Annotated in this window: 11 protein-coding genes; 10 read left to right on the top strand and 1 reads right to left on the bottom strand. The window is 56.4% G+C overall.

From position 1 onward, the window contains the following. Positions 1-13: 13 nt before the first annotated feature. The 5 genes from ACWKXT_RS15425 (at position 14) to ACWKXT_RS15405 (ending at position 6,022) form a co-directional block, all read left to right on the top strand. Positions 14-463 carry a flavodoxin gene (locus ACWKXT_RS15425; protein WP_454527404.1) on the top strand — a complete coding sequence of 150 codons (450 nt, stop codon included), beginning with the start codon at positions 14-16 and terminating at the stop codon, positions 461-463. A gap of 293 nt (positions 464-756) precedes the next feature. Continuing rightward, the gene (gene gudP / locus ACWKXT_RS15420; RefSeq protein ID WP_454527403.1) at positions 757-2,112 is read left to right on the top strand and encodes a galactarate/glucarate/glycerate transporter GudP; all 1,356 of its coding nucleotides are present in this window, start codon (positions 757-759) and stop codon (positions 2,110-2,112) included. Then, positions 2,112-3,452 (top strand): enolase C-terminal domain-like protein, encoded by a 1,341-nt coding sequence (locus ACWKXT_RS15415; RefSeq protein WP_454527402.1) that lies wholly within the window; start codon positions 2,112-2,114, stop codon positions 3,450-3,452. The genes gudP and ACWKXT_RS15415 overlap by 1 nt, the downstream gene beginning before the upstream one ends. 15 nt (positions 3,453-3,467) lie before the next feature. Continuing rightward, the gene (gene gudD / locus ACWKXT_RS15410) at positions 3,468-4,805 is read left to right on the top strand and encodes a glucarate dehydratase (RefSeq protein WP_454527401.1); all 1,338 of its coding nucleotides are present in this window, start codon (positions 3,468-3,470) and stop codon (positions 4,803-4,805) included. Between the two features lie 77 nt (positions 4,806-4,882). After that, a complete protein-coding gene (locus ACWKXT_RS15405; RefSeq protein WP_454532796.1) occupies positions 4,883-6,022 on the top strand; it encodes a glycerate kinase in 1,140 nt (379 codons plus the stop codon). A 48-nt stretch (positions 6,023-6,070) separates the two neighbouring features. Here the strand turns inward: ACWKXT_RS15405 and barA are convergent, their stop codons facing one another. Then, positions 6,071-8,830 carry a two-component sensor histidine kinase BarA gene (gene barA / locus ACWKXT_RS15400; protein ID WP_454527399.1) on the bottom strand — a complete coding sequence of 920 codons (2,760 nt, stop codon included), beginning with the start codon at positions 8,828-8,830 and terminating at the stop codon, positions 6,071-6,073. 57 nt (positions 8,831-8,887) lie between these two features. Here barA and rlmD point away from each other — a divergent pair, with 57 nt between their 5' ends. From rlmD to eno, 5 genes are all read left to right on the top strand, one after another. Further along, positions 8,888-10,186: a 23S rRNA (uracil(1939)-C(5))-methyltransferase RlmD gene (gene rlmD / locus ACWKXT_RS15395; RefSeq protein WP_454527398.1), complete on the top strand. Its 1,299-nt coding sequence runs from the start codon at positions 8,888-8,890 to the stop codon at positions 10,184-10,186. Positions 10,187-10,237: 51 nt separating this feature from the next. After that, a complete protein-coding gene (gene relA, locus ACWKXT_RS15390; protein ID WP_008499628.1) occupies positions 10,238-12,469 on the top strand; it encodes a GTP diphosphokinase in 2,232 nt (743 codons plus the stop codon). A 66-nt stretch (positions 12,470-12,535) separates the two neighbouring features. Then, positions 12,536-13,327 (top strand): nucleoside triphosphate pyrophosphohydrolase, encoded by a 792-nt coding sequence (gene mazG, locus ACWKXT_RS15385; RefSeq protein WP_454527397.1) that lies wholly within the window; start codon positions 12,536-12,538, stop codon positions 13,325-13,327. Positions 13,328-13,550: 223 nt separating this feature from the next. Further along, a complete protein-coding gene (pyrG, locus tag ACWKXT_RS15380) occupies positions 13,551-15,188 on the top strand; it encodes a glutamine hydrolyzing CTP synthase (RefSeq protein ID WP_028014254.1) in 1,638 nt (545 codons plus the stop codon). A gap of 82 nt (positions 15,189-15,270) precedes the next feature. Then, positions 15,271-16,569: a phosphopyruvate hydratase gene (gene eno, locus ACWKXT_RS15375; protein WP_006811784.1), complete on the top strand. Its 1,299-nt coding sequence runs from the start codon at positions 15,271-15,273 to the stop codon at positions 16,567-16,569. Positions 16,570-16,617: the final 48 nt, after the last annotated feature.

The raw sequence follows: 16,617 nt of genomic DNA, 5'->3' as shown, positions 1-16,617 counted from the left end.
ACGGGAGCAAAGCATGGCTGAAGTAGGCATTTTTGTCGGCACGATGTACGGCAACTCGCTGCTGGTAGCGGAAGAGGCTAAGGCGATACTGGCAGGTCAGGGCCATAAAGCTACGGTCTATGAAGACCCGGAGCTGGCTGACTGGGAAAAGTATAAGGATAAATACATTCTGGTGGTGACCTCCACCACCGGGCAGGGCGATCTCCCGGACAGCATCGTCCCGCTTTTCCAGGGCATTAAAGACCAGCTTGGCTACCAGCCGGACGTTCGCTACGGCATCATTGCCCTGGGCGACAGCTCTTACGCCAACTTCTGCGGCGGCGGCAAACAGTTCGATGCGCTTCTTCAGGAACAGAGCGCCCAGCGCGTCGGCGAGATGCTGCTGATTGATGCCGGTGAGCATCCTGAACCCGAAAGCGAGTCGAACCCGTGGGTTGAACAGTGGGCAACGCTCCTTAAATAGTTTCTTAGGCCGGGTAAGGCGTAGCTGCCACCCGGCAGTACACTCTGCACCAAACGCCAATTCCGTGAACCACCTTCCACTCACCTGGGCTTATGCCATAAACAACCTCTCACATGCCCTTTAATACTGTGTATTTGCACGGTGAGAGAACGCGTCACTCCTTCATATACTTTTCCGGTCACTATAAAACGGCTTCAGGCCGTACCAAAACGACAAAACTAATCTCATTCTGATTACCCTACCGGTGCTGTACAGAATGAACCAGGCGAAAGCTATGTTTCAGGAGTGCAACAATGAGTACATTAAGCCACGCAGCGAGCAGCGCTGAAAAGCGCACCAATGCCCGCTACTGGATAGTGGTGATGCTGTTTATCGTCACATCCTTTAACTATGGTGACCGCGCCACGCTGTCGATTGCCGGTTCAGAAATGGCAAAAGATATCGGCCTTGATCCGGTGGGCATGGGTTACGTTTTCTCTGCATTCTCATGGGCCTACGTCATCGGGCAAATTCCAGGCGGTTGGCTGCTGGACCGCTTTGGCTCTAAACGCGTCTATTTCTGGTCCATTTTTATCTGGTCTGCTTTTACCCTTTTGCAGGGCTTCGTCGATATCTTCAACGGCTTTGGCATCATCGTGGCGCTCTTTACGCTGCGCTTCCTGGTGGGCCTGGCGGAAGCACCTTCCTTCCCGGGCAACAGCCGCATTGTCGCGGCCTGGTTCCCGGCGCAGGAGAGGGGAACCGCGGTGGCGATTTTTAACTCTGCACAATACTTTGCAACGGTCATCTTCGCGCCAATCATGGGCTGGTTGACGCATGAGGTGGGCTGGTCGCACGTCTTCTTCTTCATGGGCGGGCTTGGGATTGTCATCAGCTTTATCTGGCTGAAAGTGATCCATGAACCAAACCAACACCCGGGCGTGAACAAAAAGGAGCTGGAGTACATTGCCGAGGGCGGGGCGCTGATCAACATGGATCAGAAATCCGAGAAAGTAAAAGTTCCGTTTAGCCAGAAATGGGCGCAGATCAAACAGCTCGTTGGCTCGCGGATGATGATCGGGATCTATCTCGGCCAGTACTGTATCAACGCCTTAACCTATTTCTTTATCACCTGGTTCCCGGTGTACCTGGTGCAGGCGCGCGGCATGTCGATCCTGAAAGCAGGGTTTGTCGCCTCGGTCCCGGCAATCTGCGGCTTCATCGGCGGCGTGCTCGGCGGGGTGATTTCCGACTGGCTGATGCGTCGCACGGGCTCGCTGAATATCGCGCGTAAAACGCCGATTGTGCTCGGCATGCTGCTCTCCATGACCATGGTGTTCTGTAACTACGTCAGCGCCGAGTGGATGATTATCGGCTTTATGGCGATGGCCTTCTTCGGCAAAGGGATTGGCGCACTGGGCTGGGCGGTGATGGCGGACACGGCGCCAAAAGAGATCAGCGGCCTGAGCGGCGGTCTGTTCAATATGTTCGGCAACGTTTCCGGAATTGTTACGCCTATCGCTATCGGCTACATCGTCGGCACCACCGGCTCTTTCAATGGCGCACTGATCTACGTAGGTGTGCATGCTCTGGTGGCGGTGCTGAGCTACCTGGTGCTGGTGGGCGATATCAAACGCGTCGAACTTAAACCTGTTGTGGAGCGCGGATAATGACAACGCAATCAAGCCCCATCGTCACGGAAATGAAAGTTATCCCTGTGGCCGGGCAGGACAGCATGCTGCTCAACATTGGCGGCGCGCATAACGCATGGTTTACCCGCAATATTGTGGTGCTGACCGACAGCGCCGGGCATACCGGGGTGGGGGAAGCGCCCGGCGGGGAAGTGATCTACCAGACGCTGGTAGACGCTATTCCGCAGGTCGTGGGCCAGGAAGTGGCGCGTCTGAACAAGGTGGTTCAGCGGGTTCATAAGGGTAACCAGTCTGCTGATTTTGATACGTTTGGAAAAGGTGCCTGGACGTTTGAACTGCGCGTCAACGCCGTTGCTGCGCTGGAGGCGGCTCTGCTGGACCTGCTCGGTAAAGCCCTGAATGTGCCTGTCTGCGAGCTGCTGGGGCCGGGTAAACAGCGTGATGCGGTCACCGTGCTGGGCTATCTGTTCTACGTTGGCGATCGCAATAAAACCGACCTCCCGTATCTGGCTCGAACCACGGGCGATCACGACTGGTATCAGCTGCGCCACCAGGAGGCGCTGTCCAGCGAAGCGGTTGTGCGCCTGGCGGAAGCCGCACAGGATCGCTACGGCTTTAAGGATTTCAAACTAAAAGGTGGCGTGCTGCCCGGCGAGCAGGAGATTGAAACGGCACGGATGCTGAAAAAACGCTTCCCGGAGGCGCGCATCACCGTTGACCCGAACGGCGCATGGCTGCTGGATGAAGCGATCGCCCTGTGTAAAGGGCTGGGAGACGTGCTGACCTACGCGGAGGACCCGTGCGGCGCCGAGCAGGGCTTTTCTGGCCGCGAGGTGATGGCCGAATTCCGCCGCGCTACCGGGCTGCCGGTTGCGACCAATATGATCGCCACCAACTGGCGCGAAATGGGCCACGCGGTGATGCTGAACGCCGTCGACATTCCGCTGGCAGACCCGCATTTCTGGACGCTCTCCGGCGCGGTGCGCGTGGCGCAGCTGTGCGATGACTGGGGCCTGACCTGGGGCTGCCACTCCAATAACCATTTCGATATCTCGCTGGCGATGTTTACCCACGTTGGCGCGGCGGCGCCGGGTAACCCGACCGCCATCGACACCCACTGGATTTGGCAGGAAGGCGAAGCCCGCCTGACGAAAAATCCGCTGGAGATCAAAAACGGCAACATTGCCGTACCGGATGCGCCGGGGCTGGGCGTGGAGCTTGACTGGGATCAGATCCATAAAGCGCATGAGGCGTATAAAAAGCTACCTGGCGGCGCGCGTAACGACGCGGGCCCGATGCAGTACCTTATCCCCGGCTGGACATTTGACCGTAAGCGCCCTGTTTTTGGACGTCACTGATAAAAGGATTACACGATGAGTACTTTTACGACCCCTGTCGTCACCTCCATGCAAATCATTCCGGTCGCGGGTCATGACAGCATGCTGATGAACCTGAGCGGCGCGCATGCGCCGTTCTTTACCCGCAATATCGTCATTATCAAAGACAATTCCGGCCATACCGGCGTGGGTGAAATTCCGGGCGGGGAGAAGATCCGCAAAACGCTGGAAGATGCTGTTCCGTTGGTAGTGGGCAAAACGCTGGGTGAATACAAAAATATCCTCAACGCCGTGCGCAATACTTTTGCCGATCGCGATGCGGCCGGCCGGGGTCTGCAAACTTTCGACTTGCGCACCACTATTCACGTGGTTACCGGCATTGAAGCCGCGATGCTCGATCTGCTGGGCCAGCACCTGGGTGTGAACGTTGCGTCGCTGCTGGGCGAGGGACAGCAGCGCACGGAAGTGGAAATGCTGGGCTACCTGTTCTTTGTCGGCAACCGCAAGCTGACGCCGCTGCCGTACCAGAGCCAGCCGGATGAATCATGCGACTGGTATCGTATTCGTCACGATGAAGCCATGAATCCGGATGCGGTGGTGCGCCTGGCGGAAGCCGCGTACGAAAAATATGGCTTTAATGATTTCAAACTGAAAGGCGGCGTGCTGGCGGGAGAAGAAGAGGCGGAAGCCATTACCGCGCTGGCAAAACGTTTCCCACAGGCGCGCGTCACGCTGGATCCAAACGGCGCGTGGTCGCTTGATGAGGCGATCAAAATTGGTAAGCAGCTCAAGGGTGTACTGGCCTACGCCGAAGATCCGTGCGGGGCTGAGCAAGGTTTTTCCGGTCGTGAAGTGATGGCGGAATTCCGTCGCGCCACAGGGCTGCCGACCGCGACGAATATGATCGCCACTGACTGGCGTCAGATGGGACATACCTTATCCCTCCAGTCCGTCGACATTCCGCTGGCGGATCCGCACTTCTGGACGATGCAGGGATCGGTTCGTGTGGCGCAAATGTGCCACGAGTTTGGCCTGACCTGGGGCTCACACTCTAACAACCACTTCGACGTGTCGCTGGCGATGTTCACGCACGTTGCCGCTGCTGCGCCAGGCACGATTACTGCAATCGATACGCACTGGATCTGGCAGGAGGGTAACCAGCGCCTGACTAAACAGCCGTTTGAGATCAAAGGTGGCATGGTGCAGGTGCCGTCCACGCCGGGGCTGGGCGTTGAGCTGGATATGGACCAGGTAATGAAAGCACATGAGCTGTATCAGAAACACGGTCTGGGCGCGCGCGACGACGCGATGGCAATGCAGTATCTGATCCCGGACTGGACATTCGACAATAAACGTCCGTGCATGGTACGATAAACGCATTGGGACCGCTCCCATGAGCGGTTCTCTACGTGGTGTATGCTTAACGTAACGACTATGCGTAAGGATGGCTTATGAAAATTGTTATCGCACCGGACTCGTATAAGGAAAGTTTGAGTGCGCTTGAGGTTGCGACAGCGATAGAGCGTGGTTTCCGCGAGATTTTTCCCGAGGCGGAGTACGTCAAACTGCCGGTTGCAGATGGTGGTGAAGGCACGGTTGAGGCAATGATCGCGGCAACCCGCGGGCGAATTGTACATGTCCCGGTGACCGGTCCCCTCGGCGAGCGCGTGGACGGGTTTTATGGGATATCCGGTGACGAGCAAAGCGCCTTTATCGAAATGGCGGCGGCAAGCGGTCTGGAGCTGGTTGCACCTTCGCAGCGTGACCCCCTGAAAACTACCTCGTGGGGCACCGGTGAACTTATCCGCCACGCGCTGGATGCGGGCGTTAAGCATATCATCATCGGTATCGGCGGCAGCGCCACCAATGACGGCGGCGCCGGTATGGTGCAGGCGCTGGGGGCGAAGCTGCTGGATGCCAGTGAACAGCCTCTGAAGCAGGGCGGGGGCGAGCTGGGAAAACTTGCGCGTATCGACCTGAGCGAGCTGGACACGCGGCTGGCGGAGTGCCGGATTGAAGTCGCCTGTGATGTGACGAATCCGCTCACCGGCAAGGAAGGCGCATCAGCCGTTTTTGGCCCGCAAAAGGGGGCCACACCCGAGATGATCGTCACCCTGGACAACGCGCTTGCGCAGTATGCGCGGATCATTGCCCGGGATCTGGATATCGATGTGCTGAACCTTGCTGGCGGCGGCGCGGCGGGAGGCATGGGAGCGGCGCTGTACGCCTTCTGCGGCGCGCAGCTGCGCCAGGGCATTGAGATCGTGACCGATGCGCTTCGCCTGGCCGATCAGGTGGCCGATGCGGATCTGGTGATCACGGGGGAAGGTCGTATCGACAGTCAGACGATCCACGGCAAAGTTCCTGTGGGCGTGGCGAAAGTGGCGAAACGCTTTAACAAACCCGTTATCGGCATTGCGGGCAGCCTGACGGCGGATGTTGGCGTGGTACACGATCACGGCTTAGACGCGGTGTTTAGCGTGATCTACACCATCTGCTCGCTGGAGGACGCACTGGAAAATGCCAGCGCGAATGTACAGATGGCCGCAAGGAATATCGCGGCGGTGCTGAAAATAGGGCAGGGAATGTAGTTCTCCCTCTCCCTAACCCTCTCCCCAAAGGGGCGAGGGGCTTTTACCTCAGCTCCCCAACACCTTCATCGCTTCCCGCGTCACGTTATCCATCTCATCCAGCAGCTCCAGGAACTCCGGCTCAAGCTCCGATTCCGGCGTACCCGCACGCAGCTGCTGTTCCAGCAGCTGGCAGAGATTTTTCAGCCGCGGTACGCCGCTGTAGCCGCAGCTGCCGTGCAGTTTGTGGATAGCGTCCACCAGTTCTTCCGGGTTCTCGCCCACCAGCTGCTCTTCCACCTTATTACGAATTTCCGGCAGAAACGCGACCAGCATCTGCAGCATGTCACGGGCTAAATCGGCTTTACCGGCCGCCTGGCGCAGGGCAAGCTGCCAGTCAAAGGTTGCGTTCTGATTGACGCTGAGCTCAACCGGCTCGCTGGACACCGTGTACGTCCCGCCAATATGTCCCGGCTTATAGCGTAACAGCAGGTTATGAAGCTTTTCTTCGTCGATTGGCTTCGCCAGATAATCATTCATCCCGGCGCTCAGCAACTTCTCTTTCTGACCGGCCATTGCATGCGCGGTGACCGCAATCACCGGGGTCTGCTGTTGATGCGGAAGCTGGTGGATCAGCTCGCAGGCACGAATGCCGTCCATACCTGGCATCTGAATATCCATCAGGATTAAATCGAACTGCATCTGTTTAGCCTGCTCCACCGCCTGCGCGCCGCTGGTACAGAGCTCAACATGCTGAACCTGGTCTTCAAGCAACGCGCCAATGAGCTTCAGGTTTGCCGGATTATCATCCACCGCCATCACGCTCATCGGCAGTTTTTGCTCATCGTTAACCAGCGGCAGGGCATGCTGGCTCAGCAGGCAAAACTCGGTGAGCGCGGGCAGCAGGCGGGTTGCCGTGAGCGGTTTCAGCAGACACGCGGCCGCTCCGTCATTCTTCAACTCCTCCGCATTGAGCTGGGCATGGCAGGGCAGCGCCAGCAGCAGATAGTCTGTCATTGACGCGGCTTTCGCCAGCCGCTCCTGCTGCATAGTCAGTTCTCCGGTGAAGGTGACCGGGATCCCCATCAGCAGAATGTCGTAGTGCTCAACGGCAAGTGCAGAGAAGGTGGGGCTGTAGACCACCTCCAGCGGCGTGGTGCTGAGGATATCCAGCGCGCACTGTGCCGCCGCCGCGTTAGGTTCGACGTAGGCAAGACGCTTACCTTTCAGACAGTCGGTCACCGGGCCGTCGGTCAGCACGTTCGGATTGAGGTCGAGGTTAATATGGAACCAGAAGGTTGAGCCACGGTTTGGCTGGCTGTGGAAAGAGATATCGCCGCCCATCTCGTTTACCAGCCTTTGCGTGATCACCAGCCCCAGGCCGGTACCGCCATGACGGCGGGAAATACTGGCGTCAGCCTGGCGGAACGCCTGGAACAGACGCGACTGATCGCGCTCAGGAATACCGATGCCGGTATCGCGGATCTGAACTTCAATCTGTACCTTGTTATTACTGATCGCGCGTTTTTCTACCAGAATGTCGATGTTGCCACTTTCGGTGAATTTAATCGCATTCCCGACAAGGTTGGTAATGACCTGCTGCAGGCGCAGCGGATCGCCAATGACGTTATCCGGCACGTCATTTTTAATGTTGAGCGTCAGCTCAAGACCTTTGTCGTGCGACGAGTGCGCGAGCAGCGTCACCACCTCATCCAGCGTACTGCGCAGCGGGAAGGGAATGCTCTCCAGGATCAGCTTGCCGGCCTCCAGTTTGGAGAAGTCCAGCACGTCGTTAATGATCGCCAGCAGGTTATTGGCCGAGCGTTCAATGGTGTGCAGGTGATCGCGCTGGGTGGGGTTAAGCTCGCTTTTGAGCGTCAGGCGGGTGAAGCCGATCACGCCATTGAGCGGCGTACGCAGCTCGTGCGACATGTTTGCAAGGAATTCCGACTTGATACGCGCCGCCTCCTGGGCACGTTTCTTCGCCAAATCCAGCTCAACGTTCTGGATCTCCATCTGCTCCAGCGTTTCGCGCAGGTCGGAGGTGGCCTGGTCAACGTTATGCTGCATCTCTTCATGGTAGGCCGCCAGCGACATCGCCATCGAGTTGATGCCGTTCTTCAGCATATCCAGCTCGCCCAGCATAAACCCTTCCACCCGGCTGTCGAGCTGCCCACGGCGGATGCGGTCAACGGTATTAACCATGTTGCGGATAGGGCCCGTGACGTCGCGCATCAGACGCCAGCCGAAGATCAGCGCGATACCAATGCAGAACAGCATCATCACGCCAGAGATGAAGATTTCTTTGTATTGCTGAAGCCGTACCGACTTGAGATCCAGCTCCAGCGCCACATATCCCAGCATGTTATCGCTGGATTTAGCGTCGGATTGCGCAGACTCATCGGGTGAATAGCTTTCCGACACGATCGGCGTACGCAGGATCATGATATCGCCGCGCCGCAAGACGGTGAGATGGCGTGGGAAGGGCGTACCGTCCGGGATCTTCAAAGCCGCCGGATCGAGATGAAAATTCGAGGTGACAAACAGGCGGTTATGTTCGTCGTAGACGGAAATGGCGCGGACGATATCCGAGTGGCGCCGGTGGAGCACGCTGATCAACTGCCCAATGGATTCGCGGTTTTGCAGGTTCATCCCGTACTCGCTGGAGACGGCGAGCGGTTCGATGATGCTGGCGCCTGCATCCTCAAGCTGCCGCTGCAAATCGTTATAGCGGTGCACCACAAAGAAGATGCTCAGCAGCAAACCGATGAGAACGGTGGGGGCGAGGATCAAAATCATCATGCGCGCGCGCAGGCTGTAGTTGGTCATGGCGTTCCGTTATGGGACAATTAAGATAATTATGTTTATGTGAGAAAAATCTCGGCGATGGCGCAATTCTACTCTGCAAAGCGACGCGTGACGACGCGTCAAATCATTACTGTTGAAGCCACGGACCTCGATCCTTTTGGTCAGGGAGTGGCTCGTCACAATGGTAAGACTCTGTTTATAACAGGTTTGCTGCCAGGAGAACGAGCAGAAATTACGCTGACGGAAGACAAACGCCAGTACGCGCGCGGGCAGGTGAAGCGTCGCCTCAACGATAGCCCGGAGCGCGTGGAGCCCCGTTGTCCACATTTTGGCGTGTGCGGAGGCTGCCAGCAACAGCATGTGAGCACAGAATTACAGCAAAAAAGTAAAAGCCGCGCGCTGGCGCGTCTCCTCAAACACGAAGTTGACGAGATTATCGCTGATGAACCCTGGGGATATCGTCGCCGCGCGCGCCTTAGCCTGAGCTATCAGCCCAAAACGGAGCGGCTGGAGATGGGTTTTCGCAAAGCGGCCTCCAGCGAAATTGTTGATGTAAAGCAGTGCCCCATTATGGTGCCCCAGCTTGAAGCATTGCTTCCTGACGTGCACCGTTGTCTTGCATCGCTGGATGGGGTGCGCGCATTGGGCCATATTGAACTGGTGCTGGCAAACAACGGCCCGCTGATGGTGCTGCGCCACACCGCGCCGCTGTCGAAGAAAGATCGCGAAAAACTGGAACGCTTTTCGCATTCTCATGAGCTTGCGCTTTTCCTCGCGCCGCAAAGCGAGATACTTGAACAGGTAACGGGCGAAGCTCCCTGGTATGCGTCTGACGGGCTACGCTTAACGTTCAGTCCGCGTGATTTTATCCAGGTCAACGACGGCGTAAACCAGCAGATGGTGGCGAAGGCTCTGGCATGGCTTGACGTAAAGCCCGCTGACCGGGTGCTCGATCTGTTCTGCGGCATGGGTAACTTTACCCTGCCGCTGGCGCGCAGAGCAGCAAGCGTGGTCGGGGTGGAAGGCGTTGAGGCGCTGGTAGCCAAAGGCCAGGAGAACGCCCAACAGAACGGCTTGCAAAATGTGACATTCTTTCATCAAAATCTTGAGGAAGATGTTACCCGGCAGCCGTGGGCAAAGCAGGGCTTTGACAAAATTCTTCTCGACCCGGCGCGCGCAGGCGCACCGGGCGTGATGCAGCATATTATTAAACTCGCACCTGAGCGTGTGGTCTATGTTTCCTGTAACCCGGCGACGCTTGCCCGGGACAGTGAAGCATTATTAAGCGGGGGTTACCAGATTCGGCGTCTGGCAATGCTGGACATGTTCCCGCACACTGGACATCTGGAATCGATGGTGTTGTTCGAGCACATCTAATTTGTTTGGCTTGTCGACTTCGACAGGCCCTGGTCCCTAAAGGAGAGGACAATGGTTGCGGTAAGAAGTGCACATCTCAATAAAGCTGGGGAATTTGACCCACAAAAATGGATCGCAAGTCTGGGAATTTCCAGCCAGCAGTCGTGTGAACGCTTAACCGAAACCTGGGCCTATTGTCTGCGCACCACGCAGGGGCATCCGGATGCCGATCTTCTCCTCTGGCGCGGCGTGGAGATGGTGGAAATCTTATCCATGCTGAACATGGACATCGAAACGCTGCAGGCCGCGCTTCTCTTCCCCCTCGCGGATGCGGACGTGGTCAGCGAAGATGTGCTGCGCGACAGCGTCGGGAAATCCGTCGTGGCGCTGATCCACGGCGTGCGCGATATGGCGGCCATTCGCCAGCTTAAAGCCGCGCACACCGATTCCGTCTCCTCCGAACAGGTCGATAACGTTCGCCGGATGCTGCTGGCCATGGTGGATGATTTCCGCTGCGTGGTCATCAAGCTTGCCGAGCGTATTGCCCACCTGCGTGAAGTGAAAGATGCGCCGGAAGATGAGCGCGTACTTGCCGCCAAAGAGTGTACAAACATCTATGCGCCGCTGGCGAACCGCTTAGGCATTGGTCAACTGAAATGGGAGCTGGAAGATTACTGCTTCCGCTACCTGCATCCGGCAGAATACAAGCGCATCGCCAAACTTCTTCATGAGCGCCGTATCGACCGCGAGCACTATATCGAGGAATTTGTCGGCGGCCTGCGCCAGGCGATGAAAGAAGAGAACGTGCGCGCTGAAGTTTATGGCCGACCAAAGCACATCTACAGCATCTGGCGCAAAATGCAGAAGAAACACCTCGCCTTTGACGAGCTGTTTGACGTGCGCGCCGTGCGTATCGTGGCGGAGCGACTCCAGGACTGCTACGCCGCGCTGGGTATAGTACATACTCACTTCCGCCACCTGCCGGATGAGTTCGATGACTACGTCGCCAACCCCAAACCAAACGGCTACCAGTCTATTCATACCGTGGTGCTTGGCCCCGGCGGCAAAACGGTCGAGATTCAGATCCGCACCAAACAGATGCATGAAGACGCCGAGCTTGGCGTGGCCGCGCACTGGAAGTACAAAGAGGGCACCTCCGGCGGGGCACGCTCCGGCCATGAAGACCGTATCGCCTGGCTGCGCAAGCTGATTGCGTGGCAGGAAGAGATGGCCGATTCCGGCGAAATGCTCGACGAGGTGCGCAGCCAGGTCTTTGACGACCGCGTCTACGTCTTTACCCCGAAAGGGGACGTTGTCGACCTGCCTGCGGGCTCTACGCCGCTCGATTTTGCCTACCACATCCACAGTGACGTGGGGCATCGCTGCATCGGGGCGAAAATTGGCGGGCGTATCGTGCCGTTCACCTACCAGCTGCAGATGGGCGATCAGATTGAAATCATCACCCAGAAGCAGCCTAACCCGAGCCGCGACTGGCTTAACCCTAACCTGGGCTACGTCACCACTAGCCGCGGGCGCTCGAAAATTCACGCCTGGTTCCGCAAGCAGGATCGTGACAAGAACATCCTTGCCGGTCGCCAGATCCTCGACGACGAGCTGGAGCATATCGGGATAAGCCTGAAAGAGGCCGAGAAATTCCTGCTGCCGCGCTACAACTTCAACGAGCTTGACGAGCTGCTGGCGGCCATTGGCGGCGGTGATATTCGTCTGAATCAGATGGTGAACTTCCTGCAGGCGCAGTTCAATAAGCCTAGCGCGGAAGAGCAGGACGCGGCGGCGCTGAAGCAGCTACAGCAGAAAACCTATGCGCCGCAGCAGCGCAGCAAAGACAATGGCCGCGTGGTGGTCGAAGGGGTAGGCAACCTGATGCACCACATTGCCCGCTGCTGCCAGCCGATCCCGGGCGACGACATCGTCGGCTTTATCACCCAGGGGCGCGGGATTTCCATCCACCGCTCCGACTGCGACCAGCTTGCTGAGCTGCAGTCTCATGCGCCGGAACGTATCGTGGAAGCCGTCTGGGGTGAAAGCTACTCCGCCGGCTACTCTCTGGTGGTGCGTGTTACCGCCAACGATCGCAGCGGCCTGCTGCGCGACATCACCACCATTCTCGCCAACGAGAAGGTCAACGTGCTGGGCGTTGCCAGCCGCAGCGATACCCGCGAGCAGCTTGCCACCATCGATATGACCATCGAAATCTACAACCTGCAGGTACTCGGCCGCGTGCTGGGCAAACTGAACCAGGTGCCGGATGTGATTGACGCGCGTCGTCTGCACGGTGGTTAAACACACTCTTCTGTAGGCCGGGTAAGGCGACGCCGCCACCCGGCATTTTTTTATCAGGACATAACCATGACACAAATCGACCGCCTGCTCGGCATCATGAAACGCCTGCGCGACCCGGAAAACGGCTGCCCGTGGGACAAAGAGCAGACTTTCGCCACCATCGCCCCTTACACCCTTGAAGAGACCTACGAAGTGCTGGACGCCATTTCCCGTGAAGATTTTGACGATCTGCGCGGTGAACTCGGCGACCTTCTGTTCCAGGTGGTGTTCTACGCCCAGATGGCGCAGGAAGAGGGACGCTTTAACTTTGACGATATCTGTGCCGCCATCAGCGACAAGCTGGAGCGTCGCCATCCGCATATCTTTGGCGATGCCACCGCAGGGAACAGCGCAGAGGTACTGGCCCGCTGGGAGCAGATAAAAAGCGCCGAGCGCGCGGAGAAATCCCAGCATTCGGCGCTGGATGACATTCCGCTGAGCCTGCCCGCGCTGATGCGCGCGCATAAAATCCAGAAACGCTGCTCTGCTGTGGGGTTTGACTGGACCTCCCTGGGCCCGGTGCTGGATAAAGTGCATGAGGAGATTGATGAGGTGATGCACGAAGCGCAGCAGGCGGTTGTGGATGAAGCCAGGCTGGAGGAAGAGATGGGCGATCTGCTGTTCGCCACCGTCAACCTTTCACGCCACCTGGGTGTAAAAGCGGAAACCGCCCTGCAAAAAGCCAACCTGAAATTCGAGCGGCGCTTCCGTGAAGTTGAGCGGATTGTGGCCTCGCGCGGCCTGGAAATGAGCGGTATTGACCTTGATGCGATGGAAGAAGTCTGGCAGGAAGTAAAACGCCAGGAACATGATCTCTAACGGAATTTTGCGATCAAGCGCAATTTGTGTGATTTTTTAAATGACAAGCGCTTGATTTGCGTCAAAAACATTTACCCAAAAGGGGCTATTTTCTCACTCCTTATGTTTGTCATGGCCTGGAATGGAGACGGAGAATGAAAGTTTGTGGCGCTCGCCGTGTTCGGGTATACTACTTTCCCGTCCTGGTTATTCCATCGTTTCACCCTAACTTCTCAGGTTCAGCATGACAACGAACTATATTTTTGTGACCGGCGGGGTCGTATCCTCTCTGGGTAAAGGCATTGCCGCAGCCTCCCTCGCAGCCATTCTTGAAGCCCGTGGCCTCAATGTGACCATGATGAAACTGGATCCGTACATCAACGTCGATCCTGGCACCATGAGCCCAACCCAACACGGGGAAGTGTTCGTTACTGAAGACGGCGCTGAAACCGATCTGGATCTTGGCCACTACGAGCGTTTCATTCGTACCAAAATGACCCGTCGTAACAACTTTACGACTGGCCGCATCTACTCTGACGTTCTGCGTAAAGAGCGCCGCGGTGACTACCTGGGCGCGACCGTGCAGGTTATCCCACACATCACTAACGCCATTAAAGAGCGTGTCCTTGCCGGTGGCGAAGGGCATGACGTGGTGCTGGTTGAAATCGGCGGTACCGTGGGTGATATCGAATCCCTGCCGTTCCTCGAAGCGATTCGTCAGCTGGCGGTAGACATTGGTCGTGAACACGCGCTGTTCATGCACCTGACGCTGGTGCCTTACATGGCGGCAGCAGGTGAAGTGAAAACCAAACCGACCCAGCACTCCGTTAAAGAGCTGCTCTCGATTGGTATTCAGCCTGACATCCTGGTTTGCCGTTCCGATCGCGCCATTCCGGCGAACGAACGTGCGAAAATTGCATTGTTCTGTAACGTGCCTGAAAAAGCCGTTATTTCAATGAAAGATGTCGATTCCATTTATAAAATCCCGGGCCTGTTGAAATCACAGGGTCTGGACGATTATATTTGTAAACGATTCAGCTTGAACTGTCCGGAAGCTAACCTGTCTGAATGGGAACAGGTTATTTACGAAGAAGCGAACCCGGCGGGCGAAGTGACTATCGGTATGGTCGGCAAGTACATCGAACTGCCGGACGCCTATAAGTCCGTTATCGAAGCGCTGAAGCACGGTGGTCTGAAGAACCGCGTCTCTGTGAACATCAAGCTGATTGATTCGCAGGATGTTGAAACACGTGGCGTTGAAATTCTGAAAGATCTGGATGCTATCCTCATCCCTGGCGGCTTCGGCTACCGTGGTGTTGAAGGTAAGATCGCCACTGCACGCTATGCGCGTGAAAACAATATTCCATACCTCGGCATCTGCCTGGGTATGCAGGTTGCGCTGATCGAATTTGCGCGCAACGTAGCGGGAATGGAAAACGCGAACTCTACGGAATTTGTGCCAGACTGTAAGTACCCTGTAGTGGCGCTGATTACGGAATGGCGTGACGAAGACGGTAACGTCGAAGTCCGTACCGAGAAGAGCGATCTGGGTGGCACTATGCGTCTTGGCGCACAGGCCTGCCAGCTGTCCGACGATAGCGTGGTTCGCAAGCTGTACGGCGAGCCGGTCATCACCGAGCGCCATCGTCACCGCTATGAAGTCAACAACATGTTGTTGAAACAAATTGAAGCTGCGGGCCTGCGTGTTGCGGGTCGCTCCGGGGATGATCAGTTAGTCGAGATCATCGAAGTGCCAAACCATCCGTGGTTTGTTGCCTGCCAGTTCCACCCGGAATTTACTTCAACGCCGCGTGATGGACATCCGCTGTTTGCAGGCTTTGTGAAAGCCGCCAGTGAGTACCAGAAGCGTCAGGCGAAGTAAAAAAAGTTAGAACGGCAACGCGTACCTTTGGTACGCGTTGTTTGTCTGGAGTTTTAGTTTAACTTGTACTGAGGAAAATCTAATGTCCAAAATCGTTAAAGTCATCGGTCGTGAAATCATCGACTCCCGTGGTAACCCGACCGTTGAAGCCGAAGTTCATCTGGAAGGTGGTTTCGTCGGTATGGCAGCGGCTCCATCAGGTGCTTCTACGGGTTCCCGCGAAGCGCTGGAACTGCGTGATGGCGACAAATCCCGTTTCATGGGCAAAGGCGTACTGAAAGCGGTTGGCGCTGTTAACGGTCCTATTGCTCAGGCTATCGTTGGCAAAGATGCCAAAGATCAGGCTGGCATCGACAAGATCATGATCGATCTGGACGGTACTGAAAACAAATCTAACTTCGGTGCGAACGCAATCCTGGCCGTTTCCCTGGCGAACGCCAAAGCGGCAGCTGCTGCTAAAGGTATGCCTCTGTTCGAGCACATCGCTGAACTGAACGGCACCCCAGGCAAATACTCTATGCCTGTACCAATGATGAACATCATCAACGGTGGTGAGCACGCAGACAACAACGTTGATATTCAGGAATTCATGATTCAGCCAGTTGGCGCGAAAACCCTGAAAGAAGCGGTTCGTATGGGTTCTGAAGTGTTCCACAACCTGGCTAAAGTTCTGAAAGCTAAAGGTATGAACACTGCTGTTGGTGACGAAGGTGGCTACGCGCCAAACCTGGGTTCTAACGCAGAAGCACTGGCTGTTATCGCTGAAGCGGTTAAAGCTGCAGGCTACGAGCTGGGCAAAGACATCACTCTGGCGATGGACTGTGCAGCATCTGAATTCTACAAAGACGGTAAATACGTTCTGGCTGGCGAAGGCAACAAAGCGTTCACCTCCGAAGAGTTCACTCACTTCCTGGAAGACCTGACCAAACAGTACCCAATCGTGTCTATCGAAGACGGTCTGGACGAGTCTGACTGGGATGGTTTCGCATACCAGACCAAAGTACTGGGCGACAAAATCCAGCTGGTTGGTGACGATCTGTTCGTAACCAACACCAAGATCCTGAAAGAAGGCATCGAGAAAGGCATCGTTAACTCCATCCTGATCAAATTCAACCAGATCGGTTCTCTGACCGAAACGCTGGCTGCGATCAAAATGGCGAAAGACGCTGGCTACACCGCTGTTATCTCTCACCGCTCTGGCGAAACTGAAGACGCTACCATCGCTGACCTGGCTGTTGGTACCGCTGCTGGCCAGATCAAAACCGGTTCTATGAGCCGTTCTGACCGTGTTGCTAAATACAACCAGCTGATTCGTATCGAAGAAGCGCTGGGTGAAAAAGCACCATACAACGGTCGTAAAGAGATCAAAGGCCAGGCATAATTGCTTAAGCCTTAAAATGAAAATGCCAGTCGAATGACTGGCATTTTT

The organism is Enterobacter sp. UPMP701, assembly GCF_053709515.1.
The sequence above is the reverse complement of the archived record's forward strand: the minus strand, read 5'-3'. Positions and strand labels throughout refer to the sequence as shown.